Genomic DNA, 22,951 nt, shown 5'->3' on the forward strand with positions numbered 1-22,951 from the left:
TACGCCGCCTAGTCGAAGCGCTCCGAACAGATTGGAGCCCATCGGCCGAAAGGCCTGGCGTTAGCATGTCGCGATTCAATCTCGAAAACAGCATTGCCCAGTTGACAAAACTATAGGAACACCCCCCTGGCATGGATGGTTTTAGCCGGTGTGGTTCGTAAGCTAGCGGGCCTGCTTAACCTTGGTCGCTGCCTCGACAAACGACTTCCACAGGTTAAAGTCGGTCTCGAGCGTCTTCCACGTGTACTCAGGGTGCCATTGCACGCCCAGGCAGAAAGGCTGGCCTTCGACTTCGATGCACTCGGGAACGCCGTCAGTTGCCTTGGCGACCAAGCGCGTGCTTTTGCCCAGACGATCGACGCAGCAGTGATGTGCCGAGTTGGTCTGGATCAGCCCGTGCCCGCCAACCGCGCGCTCCAGCAGCGAGCCCGGCACGACCTCGACAGGGTGCACAGGGTCGTTGAGCACGTGGGTGTGGCGCCACTGCGTTCGGCCCTCGCGCGCACCCAGGCTCGGCACGTCCATGCACAGGGTGCCGCCAGTGGCGACATTGAGCAACTGCGTGCCGCGGCAGGTGGTAAAGAGCGGCTTCTTGGCGCGAAGCACCTCGTTAACCAGCTTAAACTCAAAGCGGTCGCGAATTTCGCAGCACAGCGTGGGGTCGTACGGACGCTCGTCGCCCCAGCGTTTGGGGTTGACGTCCGGGCCGCCGGGAATGGCGATACCGTCAGCGATTTCCACGTAATGACGGATGACATCGACGTCTTCGGTAATGGACATCTGCAGCGGCAGGCCGCCGGCGGCAAGGATGGCATCGACAAAGACGCTCGCAATCTCCTCGTTGGGGGAGAGCGTCTCGCTCAAATAGGGTTTCGCTTCTTCCCAGCGTGGTGCTACCAGGATGAGCGGGCGGTCGGCGGGATTGACGTCGACGTGCGGAGTGTAGGACGATGAGGTGCGGGTTCCGATCATGGGTGTGGCTTTCGAATCCGGGTGGACATGGCACAGGGGTGACGTGGGACAAACGCTGGTGATGAATTTGCCCGCGTGGCAATTGGGCTAGTGGCCCTTGATGGAGTTGAGGAAGTCCTGGGCGCGCTTGGTCTGGGGGTGGTCGAAGAACTCGTCGGGCGTGCCAGTTTCTACGATCTGGCCGTCGGCCATAAACACGACGCGGTCGGCCACGCGGCGGGCGAAGTTCATCTCGTGTGTGATGACGATCATCGTCATGCCCTGCTGGGCCAGACGGACCATGACCTCGAGCACCTCGTTGATCATCTCGGGGTCAAGGGCACTCGTGGGCTCGTCAAAAAGCATGGCCTTGGGTTGCATGGCAAGCGAGCGGGCGATGGCTACGCGCTGCTGCTGGCCGCCCGAGAGCTGTGCGGGCACCTTATCGGCCTGCTCGGCAACGCCCACGCGGCTCAGCAGGTCCATGGCGCGCTCGCGGGCCTCGTCCTTGGACACGCCCAGCACGTCGACCGGTCCCAGCATGACGTTCTGCAGCACGGTCATATGTGCGAACAGGTTGAACTGCTGAAACACCATGCCTAGCTCGGCGCGCATGCGGGCAAGATCCTTGCCTTCCTGCGGCAGAGGCTCGCCCTCGATGAGGATCTCGCCCGAGTCGATGGTTTCCAGACGGTTGATGGTTCGGCACATGGTCGACTTGCCCGAGCCCGAGGGGCCGATCACAACGACGACCTCGCCGCGGTCGACCGAGAGATTGATGTCGTTGAGGACGTGCAGATCGCCATAGTGCTTATCGACGTGCTTGAGCTCAATCAGCGGCTGATTGCCGGTAGAAGAAGTGCTCTGTGCCATGGTGCTCGGCTCCTTATGACTCGAAATGGTAAATCGTTAGCGAATGATGGTCGCGCCGGTCTTGTGCGAAACGTAGACAGCGGCCTTGTTGATTGCGACGTTGATGAGGATGTAGATGACCGCGATGACCAGGTAGACCGACACGAGGGCGTCGTAGTTGGTAATGAGCACGCGGGCGTTTTGCATAAGGTCGGGGTAGCTCACCACGTAGGCGACGGTGGTGTCTTTGACGACGACCACAAGCTGCGAAATCAACGACGGAATAATAAATCGAATAGCCTGCGGCAGCACGATTTTAAAGGTGATTTTAGCCTTGGAGAGACCGAGCGCCTGGGCGGCCTCGACCTGGCCGCGCGGCACGGCGTTGACGCCGGCACGGAAGATCTCGGCAAGTACGCCGGCTGCAGCGAGCGCGACGGGAAGCGTGAGCATCCAAAACGACGGCAGCGCGATCTTGTACTGGGGCAGCACCAAAAAGAAGAAGTAGATGAACAGCAGGCTCGGCACACCGCGGAAGAAATCGGTGAGCACGCGGCAGACCAGCTGCAGCGGCTTAATGTCGCTCGTGCGGCCGAGCATGAGGGTCAGACCCAGCACCAGCGCGATGGCGCCAGCGGTGAGTGCGACTTTAACGGTGCCCTCAAAGCCGGCAAGCAGGAACTTCCAGGTGGTGAGGTGTGTAAAGAAATACCAATAGTGGACCGAAAGCTGACCGGTCACATAAAAGCGCTGCAGCACGAGGGCGACAAGTGCGGCCACAGCGACAAGCGAGATGGCGGTGCCGACGCGAATCTTGGCGCGCATCTTGGGGCCGGGAGCCTCGTAGAGCGCGTCGCGCATGGTGAGTGCGGGGGAGGAGTGCTTGCTCATCGGAGGATCCTCACCTTCTTATCGATATAGTTGCCAATGTGACTCACCACAAAGGCCGTGCCCAGGTAGCCGAGCGCCGAGACAAAGAACGCGGCGACGCCGCCGAGCGAGCGCGTGTTGATGTAGCTCACCACGCCGGTGAGCTCTTGCGGTTTAAGGGGTACCTGGCTGCCGAGCGCGGTGGTGAGCATGACGGCGATAAAGAGGTTGGTCATGGGCAGTACGCTCGAACGCAGTGCCTGCGGAATCACGATCTTGGCGAGGATGCGGTTGAAGCTCATGCCGAGCGAGCGGGCAGCTTCTACCTGGCCGACACCGACGGTGTTGATGCCGCTCATAAAGTTCTCGGAACCAAAGGCAGAACCCAAGAGCACTGTGGCGACGATGACGCAGGTGCGGTAGGGCAGGACGACCTTGAGCGGGGGCAGCGCATAGACGACGATAATGAGCAGCGCGATGCCGGGGATGTTACGGAAGACCTGGACATACAGGTCGCCAAAGACGCGCAGCGGCTTGAGCGGCGACACGCGCATCACGGTGACGGCGACGGCCAGCACCATGGCGATGGCAAACGACTCAAGCGTCATGCCCCAGGTTGCTAGCAGCGCGTCGATATAGTTCTGGCCATAGAGCGACCAGAGCTCGGAGAGACTCATGCGGACCTCCCGCCGATAAGGAAAGGGGCTCCCGTGTGTACGGAAGCCCCGACAACTCAGTAAGGAAACAGTTTAGCGCAATAAAGCGCACCGTGCGTTTCCGTATGGTTTCGTTGCGGCCGTTACTAGGCGCGTTGCCTAGGCGCCGATCTCGGGCAGCTCGGGAACATTGGTGTCACCCGTGCGGTCACCGATGCAGATCTGCCACAGCTCGGTCCAGGTGCCGTCGTCCTCAATCTTCTTAAGGAAGTCGTTGACAAAGGCGACGCCGTCGGAATCGAGCGGCAGGCCGATGCCATAGGGCTCCTTGCTGCCGAAGGGCTTGCCGGCGATCTTATACTTACCGGGCTCGCGGACTAGGGCGCTCTGCTGCATGTTGTTGTCGATGACGTAGGCGTCAACGCGGCCCTGCTGAAGTGCCTGGCGGGCTTCCTCGTCGGTCTTGAACTCCTGCTGGCTGGCCTTGGGGGCGAACTCCTCCAGGATGGCGGGGCCGTTGGAGCCGGACTGGACGGCGACGTTCTTATCGGCCAGATCGTCGACGCTCTTGATGTCGTCGTTGTCGGCGAGCACCAGGATGGCCTGCTGGGTGTAGTAGTAGGGGCCGGCGAAGGAGACGAGCTTTTTACGCTCGTCAGTGATGGTGTAGGTGGCAAAGACGGCATCAACCTGGCCGTTCTGCAGGACGGACTCACGCGTGTCCGAGGTCACCTGGGTGATTTCGACCTTGTTCTCGCCCAGGATGTAGTTGGACAGGAGCTGTGCGATGCCGGCGTCGAAGCCGCGGGTCTGACCGTCTTTCTCGTTGAGGAGGGAGAAGAGTGTGGAGGTCTGAACGCCACCGATCTTAAAGACGCCGGCGTCCTTGACGGCCGTGGCCCAGTTGCTGGCGGCGATGGCGTCGTCATCGGCCTTGGGGCCATCGTTGACGAGATTGTCGAATGCCTTGGCGTCGAGCGTGGCGGAAACCTCGGTATCCTCGGAGTTCTTGGAGGAGGCGGCGGAGCCCTTGTCGGCCTCGGCGCTGGTGTCGGAGCAGCCGGCAAGACCAAGGCCGGCGACGGTTGCGAAGGTGGCGGCAACGAAGCCGCGGCGGTCGAGAACGACCTGCTGGGAGAGGTTCTTGCTCATGGTAGAACACCTTTCTCAATAAAATCCCTAGCGGTTGAGTAGAGTTATACCCTATCGCGCTCAGACGGGTCAACACGAAATAACTCAGAAACATACTTACCTTATGGGTTATTGTACCCACCAAAAGGGGACAGGCACCTTTGCGGTGGTTTGGGCGGGTGCGGCGGCATGCCTTACTGTTTTGTCTCAATCTGTAACATCTGCAGCCATTTTTGCCGAGTAACTGTTACAGATTGAGATTTACAGATTGAGATTTTCTCTTCAGCGGAATTCGAATGTCTCGATCTGTAACAGTTAGACGGGCAAAAGGTCTCTATCTGTTACAGATTGAGACAAAGGTCAGGGGCAAAGACGGTTTGTCTCGATCTGTAACAGTTAGACGGGAATTCGGGCCATAGATGTTACAGATTGAGATAATCGCGCCGCGAAAATAAAAACCTCCGCAGGGGTGCTTTCCTTGCGGAGGTTTTCTTACTCGTTGAGTAGCCTTACGGCTTCGGCGGCCATGTTCTCGACCGTCATGCCGTTCTGAGCGAGCAGCTCGTTGGGGTCGTAGCGGTCGGGGAAGCCCTTGGCGATGCCGAAGGTGCGCGTGCGCAGCGGTGTGCAGGCCAGGTAGCACGCCACGCGCTCGCCCCAGCCGCCGTCCAAGATGCCGTCCTCGAGGGTGACGACAACGCGATGCTCGGCGGCAAGGCTGTCGAGGAACTCACGGTCGAGCTCAGTTGCATGGCGCGGGTTGACGAGCGTGGCCTCGATACCGTACTCGGCTGCCAAACGGTTTGCTACGCGCTCGCCCAGCTCAAAGAAATCGCCGAGCGCGAGCACTGCTACGTCGCGACCCTGGCGCACCACGTTGTAACGAACGGCGCCGTAATCGGCGTCCTCGGCAGGCGCCAAGTCGGGGCGGCTTACCAAGCCAATGCCCGGCACGCGAATCGCCACGGGATGCTCGCGGTGATCGAGCGACCAGCTCAGCATGGACAGATATTCCTCCATGCAGGTCGGCGCCAAGTAGTGCATGTTGGGAAGACCGCCCAGCATGGAAATATCAAAGAACGAGAGGTGCGTCTCGGATGTGGTGCCAAAGATCGACGCGCCAAATACCAGGATGGTCGCCGGGGCGTCGTTGAGGCACAGGTCGTGCCACAGTTCGTCGTAGGCGCGCTGCAAAAAAGTGCCGTACACACCAAAGACCGGCTTGGCGCCCGAGCGCGCAAGCGCGGTGGCAAAGGTCACGGCATGCTCCTCGGCAATGCCCACATCGACAAACTGCTTGCCTGCCGCGGCGCGAAGCTCGGGTGTAAAGCCCATGATGTAGGGCGTGGCGGCCGTGATGCCAACGACCTGCGGATCGCGCTCGATGGCGGCGCTGAGCGCCTCGCCCGTAATGTCGGCATAGGTGCGCGGCGCAGGCTCGCTCGGATGGCCCGGGCAGAGCTTGCGCCCGGTTGCCATGTCAAACGGACCCACGTGGTGCCAGCGCTCGGGGTCGCTCTGGGCCGGCTCAAAGCCCTTGCCCTTGGCGGTGGAGACGTGCAGCACGATGGGATGATCGATATCGCGCAGCTCCTGCAGCGCGTCGACGAGGGTCAACACATCGTTGCCGGCGTCCAGATAGCGGTAGTCGAGCCCCATCGCGCGGAAAACGTTGCGCTCGCAGGTGCCGTTGCTGGCGCGCAGCTCGGCCAGATTGCGATACAGGCCACCGTGGTTTTCGGCGATGGACTGGTCGTTGTCATTGACGACGATGATCAAGTTGCTGTCGAGTTCGGCGGCATTGTTGAAGCCCTCAAACGCTAGACCGCCCGAAAGCGAGCCGTCGCCAATGACGGTAATGACGTTGTAGATGTCGCCTGCCAGGTCGCGCGCGTGCGCCAGGCCGCAGCCCAGGCTCACCGACGTGGAGGTATGGCCCATGGCGAACAGGTCGTGCTCGGACTCGTCGGGATTGGCAAAGCCAGAGGCCTCGCCGTAGCGTGCCGGGTCGATATAGGTATACGCGCGCCCAGTCAGCGCCTTGTGGGCGTAGGTCTGGTGCGAAACGTCAAAGACAATTTTGTCGATGGGGGAGCTAAACACGCGATGAAGCGCAACCGTAAGCTCAACGACGCCCAGGTTGGGGGCAACGTGCCCGCCGACGGCGGCGGAGCTTTCGAGGATTGCCTGACGGATCTCGCCGCAGAGCAGCGGAAGCTCGGCGCGGTCGAGAGCCTTGACGTCCTCGGGCGTTGTCGTTTGCGTAAGCAGCATCGTTGTGGGTTACTCCATGCGAATCGAGCACCGGCGCTCCCTCGGCCGGCACAATTGCACAAGACAGTCTCGCACATTTTGGCGTTTGATATGTGACGGCGGCGCGGTAATTCGCCAACTGGCGGGGCAAAACGTTTTGCCCGATGCCATACTGATAAGTTCCATGGTGATTTTATTCATTGCGTGCAGGCTGTGGCTTGCCGTCGAGAGCCGCTGGAAGGAGGCCGCATGTCCGAAACCGTTCGTGCCGAGAGCATCGCGCGCGAAGTAGACCATGCTGCCCGTCAACTGGCGCAGGCGGGCCGTCTGGACCTGACGCGCGAGTTTATCCAGCATGGCGATGTGACGGTCTATGCGCATGTGACCTCGGTGGCGCGGGCAAGTCTGTCCTTTGCCGAGCGCCTGGGCCGTGCTGGCATTTCGGTCGACCGCGCCTCGCTGCTGCGCGGAGCCTTGTTACACGATTACTTTCTCTACGATTGGCATGACTCTGATCCGAGCCATCGGCTGCACGGATTTCGGCATCCATTTTTTGCCTTGGCACGTGCCGAAGAGGATTTTGAGCTGACGCCGCGCGAACGGAATATTATCGCGCGACATATGTTTCCGCTGGTGCCAGTGCCGCCGACGTGTCGCGAGGCATGGATTGTGTGCCTGGCTGATAAGTGGTGCGCGCTGCGTGAGACGGTCGCCGGCCGTCTGCCGCGCAAAGGCGGCGCGAACGATTTGAACGAGGGCTCGAGTGACGGCTCGAGTAAAGAATCGAGCGAAAAGAGGAGAGGGTAGACGGTGGGAACCGCGATTGATATGGCATTTGACGGCGCGACACTTGCCGCCTGCCCACTCTCAGCGCTGGTACTCTCGTTTGCCTTTTACGGGTTTTGCGGCTGGGCGTGGGAGTCGACAGTCTGCGCCATGCTCAACCACGGACGCTTTGCCAACAGCGGTTTTTTGCTGGGGCCGTGTTGTCCTATCTATGGTGTGGGCGGCATAGCCTGCTGGCTTTTGCTGCGCGGGATTCCGGATGCCTCGAGCCAGTTTGTTGCCGCGGCGCTCGTATGCAGCGTGATTGAGTACGGCGTAGGCGTTTTGTTGGAAAAAACAACAGGTGCGCGCTTTTGGGATTACTCGCACCTGCCGTTTAACCTGCACGGACGCATCTGCCTGTACTGGGCCTTCGCGTTTGGCTTGGGTGCGTTGTGCATTTGCCGTTTAGTGGAGCCGGCATTGCTGGGGCTGCTTGGCCATCTGCCGGTGCCGATTGTGCGGCTGTCCGCCTTTATCGTCGCGGTCGCGATGATGGTCGACGCGGTGTGCTCGTTGGCCAGCTGGCGCCGCCTGTCCGATCAGCTTGAGCGTGTGCGTGCCGACCTTGCCGACCGCATCAACGAGTCGCTTGCCGATGCCTCGGACTCAATGCTCGAACGTATTCCCGATTCGGCGATCGACTCGGTGGCGCAGACGCATATCCGCGGTCGCGCCGTTAACGCGTGGCTGGCCGAGCTGGGTGACGCCGCGCTCGATGCCCTGCGCGAGAAGGCTTCGATGCCGACGTTTATCTCGGATGGTGCTCGCGGCCTGGCGCTTGCTGCCCGCCGCGTTGCCGATGCCGCGCCGAGCATGTCGCGTCCGTCGCTCAGTCGTCGCCTTGCCGGCAAGCGCATGAGCCGTCCGGTGCCGAGCGTGTCACTCAGCCGTCGCGACCTGCGCTTCTTTAACGCCTTCCCGCGTCTGCGCATCAATCGCTACGAGGGCGTCATCCGAGCTACCGACCTCCGCGATCGAGCCCGCGAGCTGTTCCGGCGCTAGCCAGAGCGGGGCCAAGCGCGCCCTTCTCGTTCGCACGTTTCCCGTTCGTTTCGCGCCCGTTGCCGCGCCGTTTCCAAGATTGCGGCACCGTTTCCATTCGACAACGCGGCGTTTAACAACGCCGTATCTGGTCTACACCAGTTGCCCCTCGGCCGCATTATGGGCGCCGACAACGTCCATGCGACCAAGGGGGAGCGAATGTACGATACGGGATCGACAACGTTTATGCTCATCTGCACCATGCTCGTGTTTTTAATGACACCGGGTCTGGCGTTTTTCTATGGCGGCCTGTCCAGGCGCAAAAATGTCATCAACACCATGCTTATGTGCTTTGGCGCCATTGGCCTGGTTGGTGTGCTGTGGATTGTTGCCGGCTGGTCGCTGGCCTACGGCGGCGACGGTTCCAGCCCGTTTATTGGAGGCCTTGACCAGCTGCTGTGCCTGCCGGTGCTCAACCAGGTGCTGCAGGCGGCCGAGGGCAATGCCGCGGACGGTGCCGTCTACCCTCAGATCATCAACATCGCCTTTCAGATGGCGTTTGCCATGATCACGGCAGCTATCGTCACGGGCAGCCTGGCCGGTCGCGTTAAGTTTGGTGCCATGACGGCCTTCCTGGGCATTTGGCTGCTTGTGGTCTATGCGCCGCTCGCCCACATGGTTTGGGGCGGCGATGGCTCCTTTATCGGCGACATCATCGGCGCACTCGACTTTGCCGGCGGCGACGTGGTGCACATTTCGTCTGGTCTTACCGGCCTGGTCCTCTGCTTAATGCTCGGCCGTCGTCGCGGTTTTGGCATGGTGAGCTATCGTCCGCATAACGTACCGTTTGTGGCGCTGGGCGCCGGCCTGCTTTGGTTTGGCTGGTTTGGCTTTAACGGCGGCAGCGAGTTTAAGGCCGACGCCGTGGCGGCACTCGCCATCCTCAACACCGTGACGGCCAGCGCGGCAGGCATGGTCTCGTGGCTTGCCGTCGAGCGCGTGCACACCGGTCGCCCCACGCTGGTGGGTGCCAGCACCGGTCTGGTTGCGGGCCTTGTGGTGGTCACGCCGGGCGCGGGCTTTGTCGAGCCGTGGGCAGCGTTGGTCATGGGCCTGATCGTATCGCCCGTCTGCTACCTGGCCATCAGCCATCTTAAGACCAAGTTCGGCTACGACGACGCGCTCGACGCGTTTGGCTGCCACGGCATTGGCGGCATCTTGGGTGGCGTGCTCACGGGTCTGTTCTGCGTGCCGGGGCTTTCGTGGACCGGTAAGGGCGGCCTATTCTACACGGGCGACGTGTCGCTGCTCATCTCGCAGGTCCTGGGCATTGTGGTGACGGTCGCTATTGTGCTGGTGCTCGACTTGGCAATCGCCGCGGTGGTCAAAGCGCTGTTCCACGGTAGCCTGCGTGTGGGCGAGGCCGACGAGGCGCTGGGCCTGGATGCCAGTCAGCACGGCGAGAGCGCGTACCCCTCCTTCTCGGGACTCGATTAGCAGCTTCCCCAGGCTCCGCACCTTGCCGTTCAATCGTCGCGCGGCTTCCCCAGGCACCGCACCTTGGGTTTCAAACCGTCGCTTGCGTACAAAAGTACGCGGCGCTCCTCTTTCAACCCAATCTGCGGCACCTGGGAAACCCGCCTCATTGAATGGCAACTCATTTCTTTTATTGAAGAGAGGAATTCACTATGAAGAAAATTACGGCGATCGTTCGTGCTGAGAAGCTTGAGGTTCTTAAAGATGCGCTGTTTGCTGCTGATGTTCGCGGTATGACTATCAACCAGGTGCAGGGATGCGGCGCGCAGCATGGCTGGAAGGAATACGTGCGCGGCAACGAGTTGCTCGTCAACACGATCCCCAAGGTGCAGTTCACCCTCATCTGCGCCGACGAGCATGTCGACGGTATCGTTGACATTATCTGCAGCGCCGCTCGCACCGGTGCCGTCGGCGACGGCAAGATTTGGGTCGAGCCGGTCGAGGATGTTATCCGCATCCGTACCGGCGAACACGGCCCCGCCGCGGTGTAGGGCCGACCGTCTGTCATCTGCAACGTTAAAATACTGCAGTGAGGCATAAGGCTTGTGTTGCGGATGGACGGATTATGGGTCGCAATAAATATCCCGAGGAGACGGTCGCGAAGATTCTCGACGCGGCACTGGAGCTATTCTGTGCACAGGGTTATGAGGGGACGAGCATTCAAGATATCGTTGACCGTCTCGATGGCATGACCAAGGGCGCTGTCTATCATCACTTCAAGAGCAAAGAAGAGATTTTCAACGCCGCGTTTGATCGGGCGATGGCTCCCGTCGTCGAGGCTCGTCAAAAGCTTTTCGAGGACCGGCGCCTTGACGGGGCGCAGAAGCTCCAGCGCCTGTACTCTGCGGATTCGATCGTTCCCCAGGTAGAGCTGTGGCGACGTATGAGCCCCGCTGCCGACCCCATCAAGAGCTCGCGCTTATTGGCGATTCAGTTTCAGGGCACATTTGATGAGTCAGCCAATCGCTGCCTATTGCCCATCATCCGGGAAGGCGCGGCGGATGGCTCTCTCACATGCGAGTACCCGGAGCAGGCGGCAGAGGCCATAGCGCTCCTTGCGAATCTTTGGCTGATTCCGCTATTCAGACCAAACGATTCGCTTGAGGCGATGCTCGCGAGGGCAGAGTGCCTCTCTAGGATGTCCCGTGCGCTTGGAATCGACCTGGGGCAGGACGTTTGCGAGACTACCAAGAAGGTCTGGAATGCCTGGACGGCAGACATCTAGATAGATACCAACGGTATGTATTGTGTGGAGGAACGCGCCGGCGCTACCCGGAGAAAGTTGGCTGTACATAATACATACCAATAGTATGTATCTGGGGAGAGTTTTGCATGTCCATCGAGCGGAAAAGACTTGACGCGGCGGGTGCCGATACAGTCCGTCGCGCGAGCACACGGCGGTTTGCCGCCTTGCTGCTGGCCCAGGCATGCTTGCTTCTGGGAAGTGTCGTTCTCTGCTTTGCTTATCCACTTTATGTGCTGGACGAGACGGGCTCTGCCACCGCATATGGCCTTGTGGGGGCGGTGTCTTTTCTTCCTTATCTTGCGGCAACACCTTTGGGCGGTGTGCTTGCGGACCGCGCGGATTGCGGTCGCATCTTCAGCGTTCTTGGGATGGCGCTCGCGGCGGTGACTGCTTGCATGCCCCTGTGCCGGAACGCGTTTGGCTGCGTCTCGTCGACAATAGTGTTGCTGTGTACCGACTATGCCGCTCAGGCAATCTGCAAACCTGCGGTTCAGGCCGCTATTCCCGAGCTGTTGGGTGAAGATCAGGTTGAGCGAGGGTGCGCCTGGGCTTCTCAAGTCACGATGGGGGCAAACATCCTGGGCCCCTTTGCCGGGGCGGCCCTTTACGGCTGGGCTGGAATCGATGGCGCAGGAGCCGTGGCATCTTTGGGCTTTGCCTTCTCCGCAATTGTTGGCACGCTGTTTTCTCGGGCGCCTTCATGCAACAAAGAAAGAGATGCGAAAAAGGGCCAGGGCCCCGATCTTGGCCTACGTAATGCGATTGCTTTCTTTGGGGCTAAACAAACGCTGTTGCTCACAGTTTTGCTGGTAGCGTTGTTCAACCTGGCGCTCGCGGGCGCCTCGTTGGGTACCCCGTTGTCGTTTCAGTGCATCTCGGGGCGTCCGCTCAATGGGTTGGCCTCATTGAGGGGACGGCCGGGGCCGGCGGACTCGTTGGCGGACTAATGGTCGGTATGTCACCGTATAGGTTCAACGCGGGGCACATGGGGCGATACATCCTGTTGTCGACTCTTGGGGTCGTTCCGGTTTGGATATCGTTGGCGATCGGCGCGCCCGCATGGGCCGCATGCATCGCCTATTCGCTCGGCATGTTCTGGGTGATGCTGTGGGCCAATATCGCTTCGATCGAGCTTATTGGGCGCGTGCAGCGCGAGGCTGCAAGAGGGGTGAGAGGAAAGGCTCTCTCGATTGTTCACCTGCTGCTTTCGTGCACCACTCCGATAGGGCAGATGGTTTATGGCTACGCTTACGACATGGCAACGCCTGCGGTCGTTATGGCGGCGATGGTCGCTGCCGGCGTGCTCGTCGCTCTTTTGCTCGGCATGTTTGAACGCAAAGGGGCGGGCGAGTAAGGCCTTGGGCGGTGTAAGCCCTCGCGTAAGGTTTGCTTACCCCGCCGTTTCCAGTTCTCCTGCTCGTCTACAATATCGTGCAGACGAAAGAGAGGTATGTCCATGATCAAGATGTTCGCGAGTGATTTAGACGGAACGCTGCTTAACGCCCTGCACGAGGCAGATGGGACTATCCGCCGCGCCATTCGCGAGCTGACCGAGGCTGGCTTGCATGTGGTTCCCGCGACCGGACGCTCGACGCTGCCGATCGGCGAGCATGGCTTTACAGGCCTGGCGCTTGACGCCTGCTGCTCCAACGGATCCATCGTGCGCGACAGTCATGGCGAGGTGCTCAAAACCTGGACCGTCGACCCGCAGATCACCGAGGAGCTACTCAAGGAGTTTCCGGATATCTGCTTTGACTGCTCCACGCCCGACGGCATGTTCTCGAGTGGTTCGTTCGAGATGCACCAGGCGGGCTTTAAAAAGGACAGCCCCATCAAGCGTATCGTGATGCGTGGCATGCGTGCACGTGGCGGCTATCACGAGGAGCAGTATTTCGACCAGTCGATCGGCGACATCTTGCGCCACGATGTGTGCAAGATCAACTGTCGCGTGACCTCGCGCGAGCTGGAGCGCGACCTTAAGGCGTATCTTGCCGAGCGTTCGGACCGTGTGGTCAACGCGCCGTTTGACCCCGTGATGTTCGAAATCACGGACGTGACGTGCAACAAGGGCGAGAGTATTGCCTGGCTGGCGGGCTACTACGGTATTGCCGAGGACGAGGTCGCGGTCTACGGCGACGGCGGCAACGATATCGCCATGCTCAAGCGTTTCCGCCACAGCTACGCGACCAAAAACGCAAGCGATGCAGCTAAGGCCGCCGCGAGCGCAACTATCGGCAACTGCATGGTCCACGCCGTCCCCAAACACATGCTCGCCACCATGCGCAAGCAGAACTCCTGCACCGTCATCGAATAATGTGACAAAGGGACTGTCCCTTTGTCACAGTGGGGACGAGCTTCTTTAAACACGAACATATATTCGCATATTTAACTGCGCTTTGATAGAATCGGTATCGTTGGCGGCAGTTCCATGTGCCGGGCAGCGCCCTCCATCTGATGGGAGGTGATGCCCATGACCGATTTGATTGATTTCGTGAGGCTCCTGACCGCATTGGTCTCGCTTCTTACGACGCTTATCGGACTTTCCGAGGCACTCAAGCAACGCTCGAAGCGTAACAGAAGGGGTCGCCGCCGCTAAGGCGTTGACCCCCTAAAACAAGCAACGGCGCTGCCCAGCTTTCCAGAACTTGGGCTGCCGTCGACACTATTCTACCCACGAATGACATTTTGGACAATCGGCAATGTCGCTTCAGGCTGGGACAAAGGGACAAAGGGGCTGTCCCTTTATCACATCCAAAATATTGCCTTTACGTGTTGATGCACACGGTGTGCAATAATACTCGCACTGTGCAATAGCGCACAGGCTGAGTAACAAGGAGGACGCTTGTCCCAGCTCGAGAAATGCGATCGCCGGTCCCTTCGCTCGCAGCGTGCCCTTCGCCAGGCACTTGCCAGCGAGCTTGCCGAAAGCGGCGACCTTTCGCGCATTAATGTCGCGTCGCTCACCGAGCGCGCCGGTCTTACGCGCCGCACGTTCTATTCGCACTACCGCGATATCCCTGACTTTATCAATCAAATCGAGGACGGCTTGCTGGCCGAGATCCGTGAGCGCATTGAGCTCATCACCGCAGCTCAGCTGCCCGATCTCTATCACAACATAGATGAGCTCGAGCCGGCGCCCGGTTCGGTTGAGCTGCTGCGTTATCTTGCGGCCAACCGCGACTTAATCGGTGCGCTGTTGGGTCCGGGCGGCGACCAGGCCTTCATTAAAAGGATCATCGACACCGCTCGTGAGGCTGTGGTGCCGCGTGCGCAGACGGGCATTTTGGGCCTGGCGCTGGGCACGTTCTTTGACTACTACGTTACCTACGTCGTAAGTGCCGAGGTCGGCATGATTCAGCGCTGGTTTGAGCGTGGACTCACCGAATCGCCTGAGGCCATGGCGCGCATTATGACGGTGCTCGCTTTTGTGCGCCCCGGTGACCTGTATGGCCAACCCATCGATATCAACGTGCCGGAATACGGCATGAAGCTATTGAACTTGCAGCTCGAGGACGCGGCCGACACCGCCGCAACCGTCGAGTCCAACAACTAAGAGGAGAGACAATGAGCAAACTCGTCGAGGGCATCAAGGACCGCATGGTCGCTGCCGCACGCGAGGCCGCGCCCGCCGTGGTGGACGCCGCGCAGAAGGCCGCGACTGCCGCTGCCGAGAAGGTCGCCGAGGCAGTTGCCGATGCCAAGAACGCGGCAGGGGAGACGTCCGTTGCCAGCGAGCCCGCCACCGCCGCTGAGCCCGTAGCCGCCGCCCACGCCCCCGAAGGCGCGATCTTCAACCCCGGCAACGCCCACGGCAACCTGCACCTGGGCATCGACGTGGGCTCCACCACCGTTAAGCTCGCCGTGCTCAACGACGACAACCAGATTGTCTACGCCAAGTACCAGCGCCACCACACCGACGTCCGTGCCTGCGCCCGCGACCTGTTCGAGGGCGCTGTGACCGTGCTGCCGACGGCCCAGATGACCTGCGCCATTACCGGCTCGGGTGGCCTGCTGCTGTCCCAGTGGCTCGACCTGGAGTTTGTCCAGGAGGTCATCGCCAGCAAGCGTGCCGTCGAGACCCTCATCCCGGCCACCGATGTCGCCATCGAGCTGGGCGGCGAGGACGCCAAGATCATCTACTTCGATAATGGCATTGAGCAGCGCATGAACGGCACCTGCGCCGGCGGCACGGGCGCGTTCATCGATCAGATGGCAACCCTGCTGCACACTGACGCCAGCGGCCTTAACGAACTCGCGGCCAACGCCACCACCATCTATCCCATTGCCAGCCGCTGCGGCGTTTTTGCCAAGACCGACGTCCAGCCGCTGCTCAACGAGGGCGCCCGCCCCGAGGACGTGGCCGCCTCCATCTTCCAGGCTGTCGTGACCCAGACCATCTCGGGTCTGGCGTGCGGCCGTCCCATCCGCGGCAACGTCGCCTTCCTGGGCGGCCCGCTGCAGTACCTCTCCGAGCTGCGCCACCGCTTCTACCTCACGCTCAACCTGGACGAGGAGCACCGTATCGTGCCCCAAAACGCTCACCTGTTTGTGGCGAGCGGCGCCGCCATGGCGCACGAGTCCAATAAGCTCAGCACGTTCCCGCAGCTCATCGAGGCCATCGATGCCCTGGGTGACACGCAGGGTGCCGAGGTCGAGCGTCTGGATCCGCTCTTTGCCACCGACGAGGACTTTGCCGAGTTCAAGACCCGCCACGACACAGAGGTCGTCCCCAAGGGCAAGCTCGAAGGCTACACCGGACGCGTGTTCATCGGCATCGACGCCGGCTCCACCACCATGAAGGCCGCGCTCGTGGGCGAGGACGGTCAGCTGCTGCACACCTGGTACGGCAACAACAACGGCGACATCCTGGGCACGGCCAAGGTCATCATGGCCGATTTCTACAACCACATTCCCGCCGGCTGCACCATCGGCCACGTGACCACTACCGGCTATGGCGAGGCACTGCTCATCGAAGCCCTCAAGGCCGACTCCGGCGAGATCGAGACCGTTGCGCACCTGCGCGGCGCCAAGGCGTTCCTGCCCGGCGTCGAGTTTATTCTGGACATTGGCGGCCAGGACATGAAGTGCCTGCGCGTCAAGGACGGTGTAATCGAGCACATCATGCTCAACGAGGCCTGCTCGTCGGGTTGCGGTAGCTTTATCGAGAGCTTCGCCGTCTCTATGAACATGGACGTGCACGCGTTCGCCAACGCCGCCATCCATGCCAAGGCCCCGGTCGACCTGGGCAGTCGCTGCACGGTCTTTATGAACTCGCGCGTCAAGCAGGCGCAAAAGGAAGGCGCCACGGTGGGCGACATCGCGGCCGGCCTGTCCTATTCCGTCATCAAGAATGCTCTGTTCAAGGTCATTAAGCTGCGCGATCCCAAGGAGATCGGCAGCCAGGTGATCGTCCAGGGCGGCACCTTTATGTCCGATGCCACGCTGCGCGCGTTTGAGCAGCTCACCGGCGTTCACGCCGTGCGCCCCGACATCGCCGGCTGCATGGGCGCCTACGGTGCGGCCCTGCTCGCCCGCGATCGCGCCGGCGCGAACGGCACCTCGACCATTCTTTCTGCCGAAGACATCGCGCACCTCACCGTGACGCAAAAGCATGTCCGCTGCGGCCGTTGCTCTAACAACTGCCAGCTTACCGTCAACGACTTTGGCGGCGGCAGGCGCTTCATTACCGGCAACCGCTGCGAGAAGGGCGCCGGTCACAAAAAGCAGAAGACCGAGGCCCCCAACCTCTTCAAAAAGAAAAACGAGCTGCTCTTTGACCGCGAGGTGCTGAGCCCCGACGAGGCCCCGCGCGGCACCGTGGGTATCCCGCGCGCACTCAACATGTACGAGAACTACCCCTTCTGGCATGCGTTCTTTACGCGCCTGGGCTTTAGTGTGCAGCTGTCCGATCAGTCGAGCAAAAAGACCTACCAGGCGGGCATCGAGTCCATGCCGTCCGAGAGTGTGTGCTACCCGGCCAAGATGAGCCACGGCCACGTGATGAACCTCATCGACCGTGACGTCGACTTCATCTGGATGCCGTGCGTGCGCTGGGAGCGCAAGGAGGATCCGACCGCCGGCAACTGCTATAACTGCCCCATCGTCATGAGCTACCCCACGGCGCTGGCGCTCAACATCGACGAGATCCGCGAGCAGAACATCGAGTTCCTGTACCCGTTTGTGCCCTATCACGACAAGACCGAGCTCAAGCGCCGTCTATACCAGGTGCTCGCCGTCGACCGTGTGGCCGATGCGCAAGCCGGTCGCGGTCGTGTGCGCGGTCCCAAGATCACGCGCTCCGAGGTCGATGCCGCCGTCAACGCTGCTTTTGAGGCCGATGCGCGCTTCCACGAGGATATCCAGACCATGGGCGAGGAGGCCCTTAAGTGGGTCGAGGACCACGGCGGCCACGGCATCGTACTCGCCGGCCGTCCTTACCACAACGACCCCGAGATCAACCACGCCCTTCCCGAGCTTATCTCGAGCTTTGGCTTTGCGGTCTTTACCGAGGATTCGCTTGCGCACCTGGTGAAGCCCGAGCGTCCGATTCGCGTCGTCGACCAGTGGATGTACCACAGCCGCCTGTACGCCGTCGCCCGTTTTGTGACGATGCGCAACGACCTGGACCTGATTCAGCTCAACTCCTTCGGCTGCGGCTTGGACGCCCTGACCACCGACCAGGTGCAGGAAATCCTTGAGGCCAGCGGCAAGATCTACACCGTGCTCAAGATCGATGAGGTGTCCAATCTGGGCGCCGCGCGCATCCGCATCCGCTCGCTCATGGCGGCGCTCAAGGACCAGGAGGCCGAGCGCTTGGCAGAGGCCACGGCCGCGGGCGAGGCCTACGAGCAGGGCGATGCCGCGCCGGTGGCGCCTTCCACGGATGCCCCCGCGTTCGCGAGCCGCAAGTACACGTTCGAGGCGCAGCGTGAGAGCGCCTCGACCGCATGGCCCAAGGTGCCCTTTACCGAGCAGATGCGTGACGAGGGCTATACCATCCTGTGCCCGCAGATGGCGCCGATTCACTTTGACCTGGTCAAAGAGGTGTTCCGCGGTGCCGGCTACAACTTGGAGCTGCTGCCCTCAACCGATCACGACGCCGTCGAGGCTGGCCTGCGCTATGTGAACAATGACATTTGCTATCCGTCGATCCTGGTAACGGGTCAGATTATGGAGGCCATCGAGAGCGGTCGGTACGATCTGTCCAAGACGGCCGTGGTTATCAGCCAAACCGGCGGCGGCTGCCGTGCCACCAACTACATCGCGCTCATCCGCAAGGCCCTGCGCGAGAGCGGTCACCCCGAGATCCCGGTGATCTCGCTTTCGGCCGTGGCGCTCGGCGAGGACAACCCCGGCTTTAAGATTACGCCGGCGCTGCTTAAGCAGGCCGTGTACGCAGTGCTCTTTGGCGACGTGATGATGCAGATGCTCTATCGCTGCCGCCCGTACGAGGCCACGTCCGGTGCCGCCAACGCGCTCTACGAGGAGTACATGGCACGAGCCCGCAAGCTGGCGCCCAAGTTCAACCGCCACAACTACACCAAGCTGTGCCGCGAGGCCATCCACGCGTTCGACACCATGCCGCTTGTGGGCGAGGGCACCAAGCCGCGCGTGGGCGTGGTCGGCGAGATCTTGGTCAAGTTCCACCCCACGGCTAACAACCATGTGGTCGACGTGATCGAGCGCGAGGGCTGCGAGGCCGTGGTGCCGGGCCTGCTCGACTTCTTCCTGTACTCCATGAGCAATGCCGAGCTGCAGAAGGACGAGCTGGGAAGCTCTGCCACTACGCGCGCGGGCATGCAAGCGCTTATTAAGCTCGTGGACTGGATGCGTACGCCGGTGGAGGAGATGCTCGAGAAGTCCCGCCGCTTTGAGGCGCCCGAGCGCATCGGCACCATGGCCGACAAGGCCCGCACGGTGCTTTCGGTGTGCAACAACATGGGCGAGGGCTGGTTGCTCACGGCCGAGATGCTCGACCTGATTGATCACGGCGCGCCCAACATCATCTGCACGCAGCCCTTCGCGTGCCTGCCCAACCACGTGGTGGGCAAGGCCGTGATCAAGGAGCTGCGCCGCCAGCACCCCGAGAGCAACATCGTCGCGGTGGACTACGACCCCGGCGCGTCCGAGGTCAACCAGCTCAACCGCATTAAGCTCATGATCAGCGTGGCCAAGGAAAACATGCGCGCCGGCAAGGGCTTTAAGCTCGAGAAGGTGGCGCCGCTCGCGATGGACGAGGTCACCGGCCAGATGCGTGCCCACGATGGCTGCGTGAGCTGCGGGCCGGCCAGCGAGGAGGCCGTTGCATCGGTCGCCAAGCGTTTGGGACGTGGCATTAAGAAGTAACTGGCCTGCTTTGGGCTAGATATGAGACAAACGGGTGGTAGCCGTACCGGCTACCACCCGTTTTTGCTGGACATGGAACCCTGAGATAATGAACAGGTGTTGCCGCTCGCCGCAAATTACTGTCCGTTTATAGAACATATGCCCGGCGTGCAGTCCTCTTACGGTTGAATAAATACACATCTATGGAATTACGCAAGAGAGGACCGTTCCATGAGCTACAAGACCGTTTGTGTTGCCGGTGGCGGCGTGTTGGGAAGCCAGATTGCCTTTCAGGCTGCCTACTGCGGCTTTGATGTAACGATTTGGCTGCGCAGCGAGGGCAGCATCGGCCGCACCCAGCCCAAGATCGATCACGTGCGCAAGGAGTACATCGCTGCTATCGAGGGCATGGCGGACGGCACGGGCGAGTGGTGTGCCGGTATCGCCGATAGCGGCAAGCCCTTCGACAAGGAGGCGGCGCTCGCTGCCGTTGAGCGCGCCTACTCCACGCTCAAGCTGGAGCTCGATCTTGCCAAGGCCGTGGCCGACGCCGACCTGGTCATCGAGTCTATGGCCGAGGACACCCAGGCAAAGATCGACTTCTACAAGAAGCTCGCCCCGGTACTACCGCAAAAGACCGTCATCGTTACCAACTCTTCCACGCTGCTGCCGAGCACCTTTGCCAAGTACACCGGCCGCCCCGAGAAGTACTTGTCGCTGCACTTTGCCAACTCCATCTGGAAGAACAACATGACCGAGGTCATGGCGCAGGACCAGGCCGACAAACGCTACTTCGACGAGCTCGTCGACTTTGCCAACGACATCCGCATGCTGGCGCTGCCCGTCAACAAGGAAAAGAACGGCTACCTGCTCAATTCCATGCTGGTGCCGTGGCTGCTTTCGGGCCTTGACCTGTATGTCTCGGGCGTGAGCGATCCCAAGAGCATCGACCTCGCGTGGACGCGTGGCACCGGTGCCCCCAAGGGTCCGTTTCGCGTATTCGACACGGTGGGTATCCAGACGGCCTACAACATCGTCATGCAGTATCAGAAGGTGCCGGGCTTGGTGAGCCCGCTGCTCAAAAAAATGATGATGCCCTACAACTTTAAGGCTATGGCGTCCGTCCTCAAGAAAATGCTCGACGAAGGCAAGCTGGGCGAAAGCTCGGGCGAGGGCTTCTTTACGTACTAAAAATGATCTCTTGGGGGTGGAAGCGTTGGGGATCTACGGTAGTATGCGACAAAATCTGAATTGATCGGGCAAGAGCTGTAGCGCGCGTTGACGTTTGACCAATGGAGCGCAAAAATGCACCGTTCGCCGATACTCCTCTCGCGAGTGGTTGCCATATGGTTTGATGTTGGAAACATATGACTGCCGCCGGGCTGCGGGTGACGTTTGCTCTGATATCGGAGGTGCCAAGTATGTTTCACGCTCCGTTAAACAAGTATCGGGCTGGTTAATATGGGCCGCCGTACTATCTCGATAACCCTTGCAGTGGTTTGCCTAGCTGTGCTCCTGGGCGCTATGGGGCAGTTCGCTATAAGTCGAGAAACATCCTATATGCAGGAATGTGCTTCCGAAGGCTTCGCCATTGATGGTTACTATCGGGATGACAAAACGAGTCGGGAAACCCTGGCTTTTCTTGAGGAGGACAACTGTCGATGGCAGCTGGTTGACCAAGACGGAATCTGCACAGACGGGCAGTTTAAGCGTACGGATGACCCCAACATTCTGATATTAAAGAATGAAAACGGCGAAATATTCGGTACGGTCCACGTGGCGCATATTTCGCGCCGACGCGATCAGGGCTTGCTCTACCTATTTAGAGATACCAAGGTGACCCGTTTTTATCTGGTGAGCACCGATCCGGCGTTTATGGTGGAGTCTGGCGATGTCGATGTGGACAGTTGATTCACGGCAATAAAACGGCGAGCGGGGCGCGGGTGTGAACTGCACCACGCTATTTGCTCGCGTCCGTATCGCGTCTGCGCCTCGTCATAACTTGCGTCCGTGCGAGCGCTCATCCCGCGCCGGCATCACTTCACGTCAAACTCCACGCGATCGAGCTCTGGCACGTTGAGATCGATGAGCTTGCGGGCAACGCGGCGGTCGTGTGCCCCGAGCGCCTCACTTGTTGTCACGTGAGCGACAACCTCGCGCTCGACCATGCCCTCTTCCTCGCCTTCGGTAGCCGAGGTCTCGACGGCGACGGTGTAATCCTTAAAGCCCGGCAGCACCGCGGCAAGTTCGCGCGTGGTTTCGGTGACGCCGTAGCCGTCCTGCACGCCGGCCTGCGCCGAGCCAATGGACCCCGCGGTCATAACGATGCAGGGGATGGCAAAGATCACCGTGCCCACGATGATGTGGCGGCGCACCTTGCGCGATAGCTCGTTGACCTCGGCGTTTTCCTCGGCGGTCACAATGCCGTCGCCGTTGAGGTCGCGCTTGAGCGGCACGCGCAAAAGAAGCAGCACGGATTCGGCCGCCAGTGCGATAAAGACCACGTTGATACCAAACTCGTAGAGGGCTGAAAGAAACAGCGCCCCGCTTGCGATGGCGATGCCATAGCCCGCCGCGCACAGGGGCGGCATGAGCGCGGTCGCCACGGCCACGCCGGCGATGAGCGTGGCGGGTTCCTGGTCGCGCGAGTTGCCCAGTCCGCCCGCAAAGCCGCCCGCGAGCGCGACGGCAAGGTCCCACACAGTCGGTGTCGAGTTGTCGATGATGGCGGCCGTGGTGGTGCCAAGGGGCGAGAGCTTAAAGTACAGCGTGGACGTGATCAGGCAGAAGGCCATCTGCAACGCGAGACCGGCAATGGCCTCGACGGTAATCTCGCGGTCGAGCGTGGCGATGCCATATGCCATGGCAAGGACCGAGCCCATGAGCGGGCAGATGAGCATGGCACCTACAATGGCGATATCCGAGTTGATATCGAGGCCGATGCTCGCGATCAACATGGCAATGATCAGGATGCATAAGTGCGAGCCAGTCAGGCGCGCCCCGTTTACAAAGCGCTTGCGAATCACGTGATAGGGCGCGCGTCCCTCGCGTATGTTGAACGCCTGCTTAAGGAAACGGGTGGCATTCTCCATGGCCTCGCTGTGTGCAGGGCGTATACCGTGACGACGATGATGACGCTCGCGCAGCCGCTTGATCTGTTGTTTGTCGAGTTCCATGCTTACCTCGTTTAGCTTCTGAGCCGCTTCTTGCGTCTGTCGTCTTTACTCTACACCGCGTTAGGCGAGGTGTCAGACAAGGTTTGTTGACCTGGAAGTCAGGACAATCGACATGGCTAAAACGCCGTGAGGATCATAAGAGTCAA

General features: G+C 60.8%; 19 protein-coding genes. 12 read left to right on the top strand and 7 right to left on the bottom strand.

Features of this window, described 5'->3' with window-relative positions; translation table 11 throughout:
* Positions 1-162: 162 nt before the first annotated feature.
* The 6 genes from AAAX73_RS01750 to AAAX73_RS01775 all read right to left on the bottom strand — a co-directional run bounded on the left by AAAX73_RS01750 (position 163) and on the right by AAAX73_RS01775 (position 6,734).
* The gene (locus AAAX73_RS01750) at positions 163-972 is read right to left on the bottom strand and encodes a gamma-glutamyl-gamma-aminobutyrate hydrolase family protein (RefSeq protein ID WP_349124872.1); all 810 of its coding nucleotides are present in this window, start codon (positions 970-972) and stop codon (positions 163-165) included.
* Positions 973-1,059: 87 nt separating this feature from the next.
* On the bottom strand, positions 1,060-1,824 hold the full coding sequence (locus tag AAAX73_RS01755; RefSeq protein WP_035137613.1) for an amino acid ABC transporter ATP-binding protein: 765 nt from the start codon (positions 1,822-1,824) through the stop codon (positions 1,060-1,062).
* A 36-nt stretch (positions 1,825-1,860) separates the two neighbouring features.
* A complete protein-coding gene (locus AAAX73_RS01760) occupies positions 1,861-2,694 on the bottom strand; it encodes an amino acid ABC transporter permease (protein WP_118081104.1) in 834 nt (277 codons plus the stop codon).
* Positions 2,691-3,350, bottom strand: coding sequence for an amino acid ABC transporter permease (locus tag AAAX73_RS01765; protein ID WP_118081102.1), 660 nt, complete (start codon positions 3,348-3,350; stop codon positions 2,691-2,693). Before AAAX73_RS01765 ends, AAAX73_RS01760 begins: the two co-directional genes overlap by 4 nt.
* Before the next feature lie 138 nt (positions 3,351-3,488).
* Positions 3,489-4,481 (bottom strand): glutamate ABC transporter substrate-binding protein, encoded by a 993-nt coding sequence (locus AAAX73_RS01770; RefSeq protein ID WP_118081100.1) that lies wholly within the window; start codon positions 4,479-4,481, stop codon positions 3,489-3,491.
* 471 nt (positions 4,482-4,952) lie between these two features.
* Positions 4,953-6,734 carry a 1-deoxy-D-xylulose-5-phosphate synthase gene (locus tag AAAX73_RS01775; RefSeq protein WP_118081098.1) on the bottom strand — a complete coding sequence of 594 codons (1,782 nt, stop codon included), beginning with the start codon at positions 6,732-6,734 and terminating at the stop codon, positions 4,953-4,955.
* A 228-nt stretch (positions 6,735-6,962) separates the two neighbouring features.
* On the opposite strand from AAAX73_RS01775, the gene AAAX73_RS01780 reads away from it, so the two are divergent.
* From AAAX73_RS01780 to AAAX73_RS01835, 12 genes are all read left to right on the top strand, one after another.
* Positions 6,963-7,520, top strand: coding sequence for an HD domain-containing protein (locus AAAX73_RS01780; protein ID WP_118081096.1), 558 nt, complete (start codon positions 6,963-6,965; stop codon positions 7,518-7,520).
* Between the two features lie 3 nt (positions 7,521-7,523).
* Positions 7,524-8,543, top strand: a complete 1,020-nt coding sequence (locus AAAX73_RS01785) for a putative ABC transporter permease (protein ID WP_233543017.1) — start codon at positions 7,524-7,526, stop codon at positions 8,541-8,543.
* A gap of 198 nt (positions 8,544-8,741) precedes the next feature.
* A complete protein-coding gene (locus tag AAAX73_RS01790) occupies positions 8,742-10,019 on the top strand; it encodes an ammonium transporter (RefSeq protein ID WP_118081094.1) in 1,278 nt (425 codons plus the stop codon).
* A 191-nt stretch (positions 10,020-10,210) separates the two neighbouring features.
* Positions 10,211-10,549: a P-II family nitrogen regulator gene (locus tag AAAX73_RS01795; protein WP_118081092.1), complete on the top strand. Its 339-nt coding sequence runs from the start codon at positions 10,211-10,213 to the stop codon at positions 10,547-10,549.
* Positions 10,550-10,623: 74 nt separating this feature from the next.
* Entirely contained in the window at positions 10,624-11,283 is a 660-nt protein-coding gene (locus AAAX73_RS01800; RefSeq protein WP_118081090.1) for a TetR/AcrR family transcriptional regulator, read from the top strand.
* Positions 11,284-11,390: 107 nt separating this feature from the next.
* On the top strand, positions 11,391-12,251 hold the full coding sequence (locus AAAX73_RS01805) for an MFS transporter (RefSeq protein ID WP_349124873.1): 861 nt from the start codon (positions 11,391-11,393) through the stop codon (positions 12,249-12,251).
* Between the two features lie 38 nt (positions 12,252-12,289).
* The gene (locus AAAX73_RS01810) at positions 12,290-12,658 is read left to right on the top strand and encodes a hypothetical protein (RefSeq protein WP_349124874.1); all 369 of its coding nucleotides are present in this window, start codon (positions 12,290-12,292) and stop codon (positions 12,656-12,658) included.
* A gap of 102 nt (positions 12,659-12,760) precedes the next feature.
* A complete protein-coding gene (locus tag AAAX73_RS01815; RefSeq protein WP_349124875.1) occupies positions 12,761-13,618 on the top strand; it encodes an HAD family hydrolase in 858 nt (285 codons plus the stop codon).
* 528 nt (positions 13,619-14,146) lie between these two features.
* Positions 14,147-14,857: a TetR-like C-terminal domain-containing protein gene (locus AAAX73_RS01820; RefSeq protein WP_040358972.1), complete on the top strand. Its 711-nt coding sequence runs from the start codon at positions 14,147-14,149 to the stop codon at positions 14,855-14,857.
* 11 nt (positions 14,858-14,868) lie between these two features.
* On the top strand, positions 14,869-19,650 hold the full coding sequence (locus AAAX73_RS01825) for a 2-hydroxyacyl-CoA dehydratase (protein ID WP_118081086.1): 4,782 nt from the start codon (positions 14,869-14,871) through the stop codon (positions 19,648-19,650).
* A gap of 210 nt (positions 19,651-19,860) precedes the next feature.
* On the top strand, positions 19,861-20,820 hold the full coding sequence (locus AAAX73_RS01830) for a 3-hydroxyacyl-CoA dehydrogenase (protein ID WP_118081084.1): 960 nt from the start codon (positions 19,861-19,863) through the stop codon (positions 20,818-20,820).
* 369 nt (positions 20,821-21,189) lie between these two features.
* Positions 21,190-21,540, top strand: coding sequence for a hypothetical protein (locus AAAX73_RS01835; protein WP_147350663.1), 351 nt, complete (start codon positions 21,190-21,192; stop codon positions 21,538-21,540).
* Between the two features lie 125 nt (positions 21,541-21,665).
* On the opposite strand, the gene AAAX73_RS01840 is transcribed toward AAAX73_RS01835, so the two are convergent.
* The gene (locus AAAX73_RS01840) at positions 21,666-22,805 is read right to left on the bottom strand and encodes a DUF389 domain-containing protein (RefSeq protein ID WP_349124876.1); all 1,140 of its coding nucleotides are present in this window, start codon (positions 22,803-22,805) and stop codon (positions 21,666-21,668) included.
* Positions 22,806-22,951: the final 146 nt, after the last annotated feature.

Origin of the sequence: Collinsella sp. CLA-ER-H9, from assembly GCF_040092295.1 — a bacterium.
Classification (GTDB): Bacteria; Actinomycetota; Coriobacteriia; order Coriobacteriales; family Coriobacteriaceae; genus Collinsella.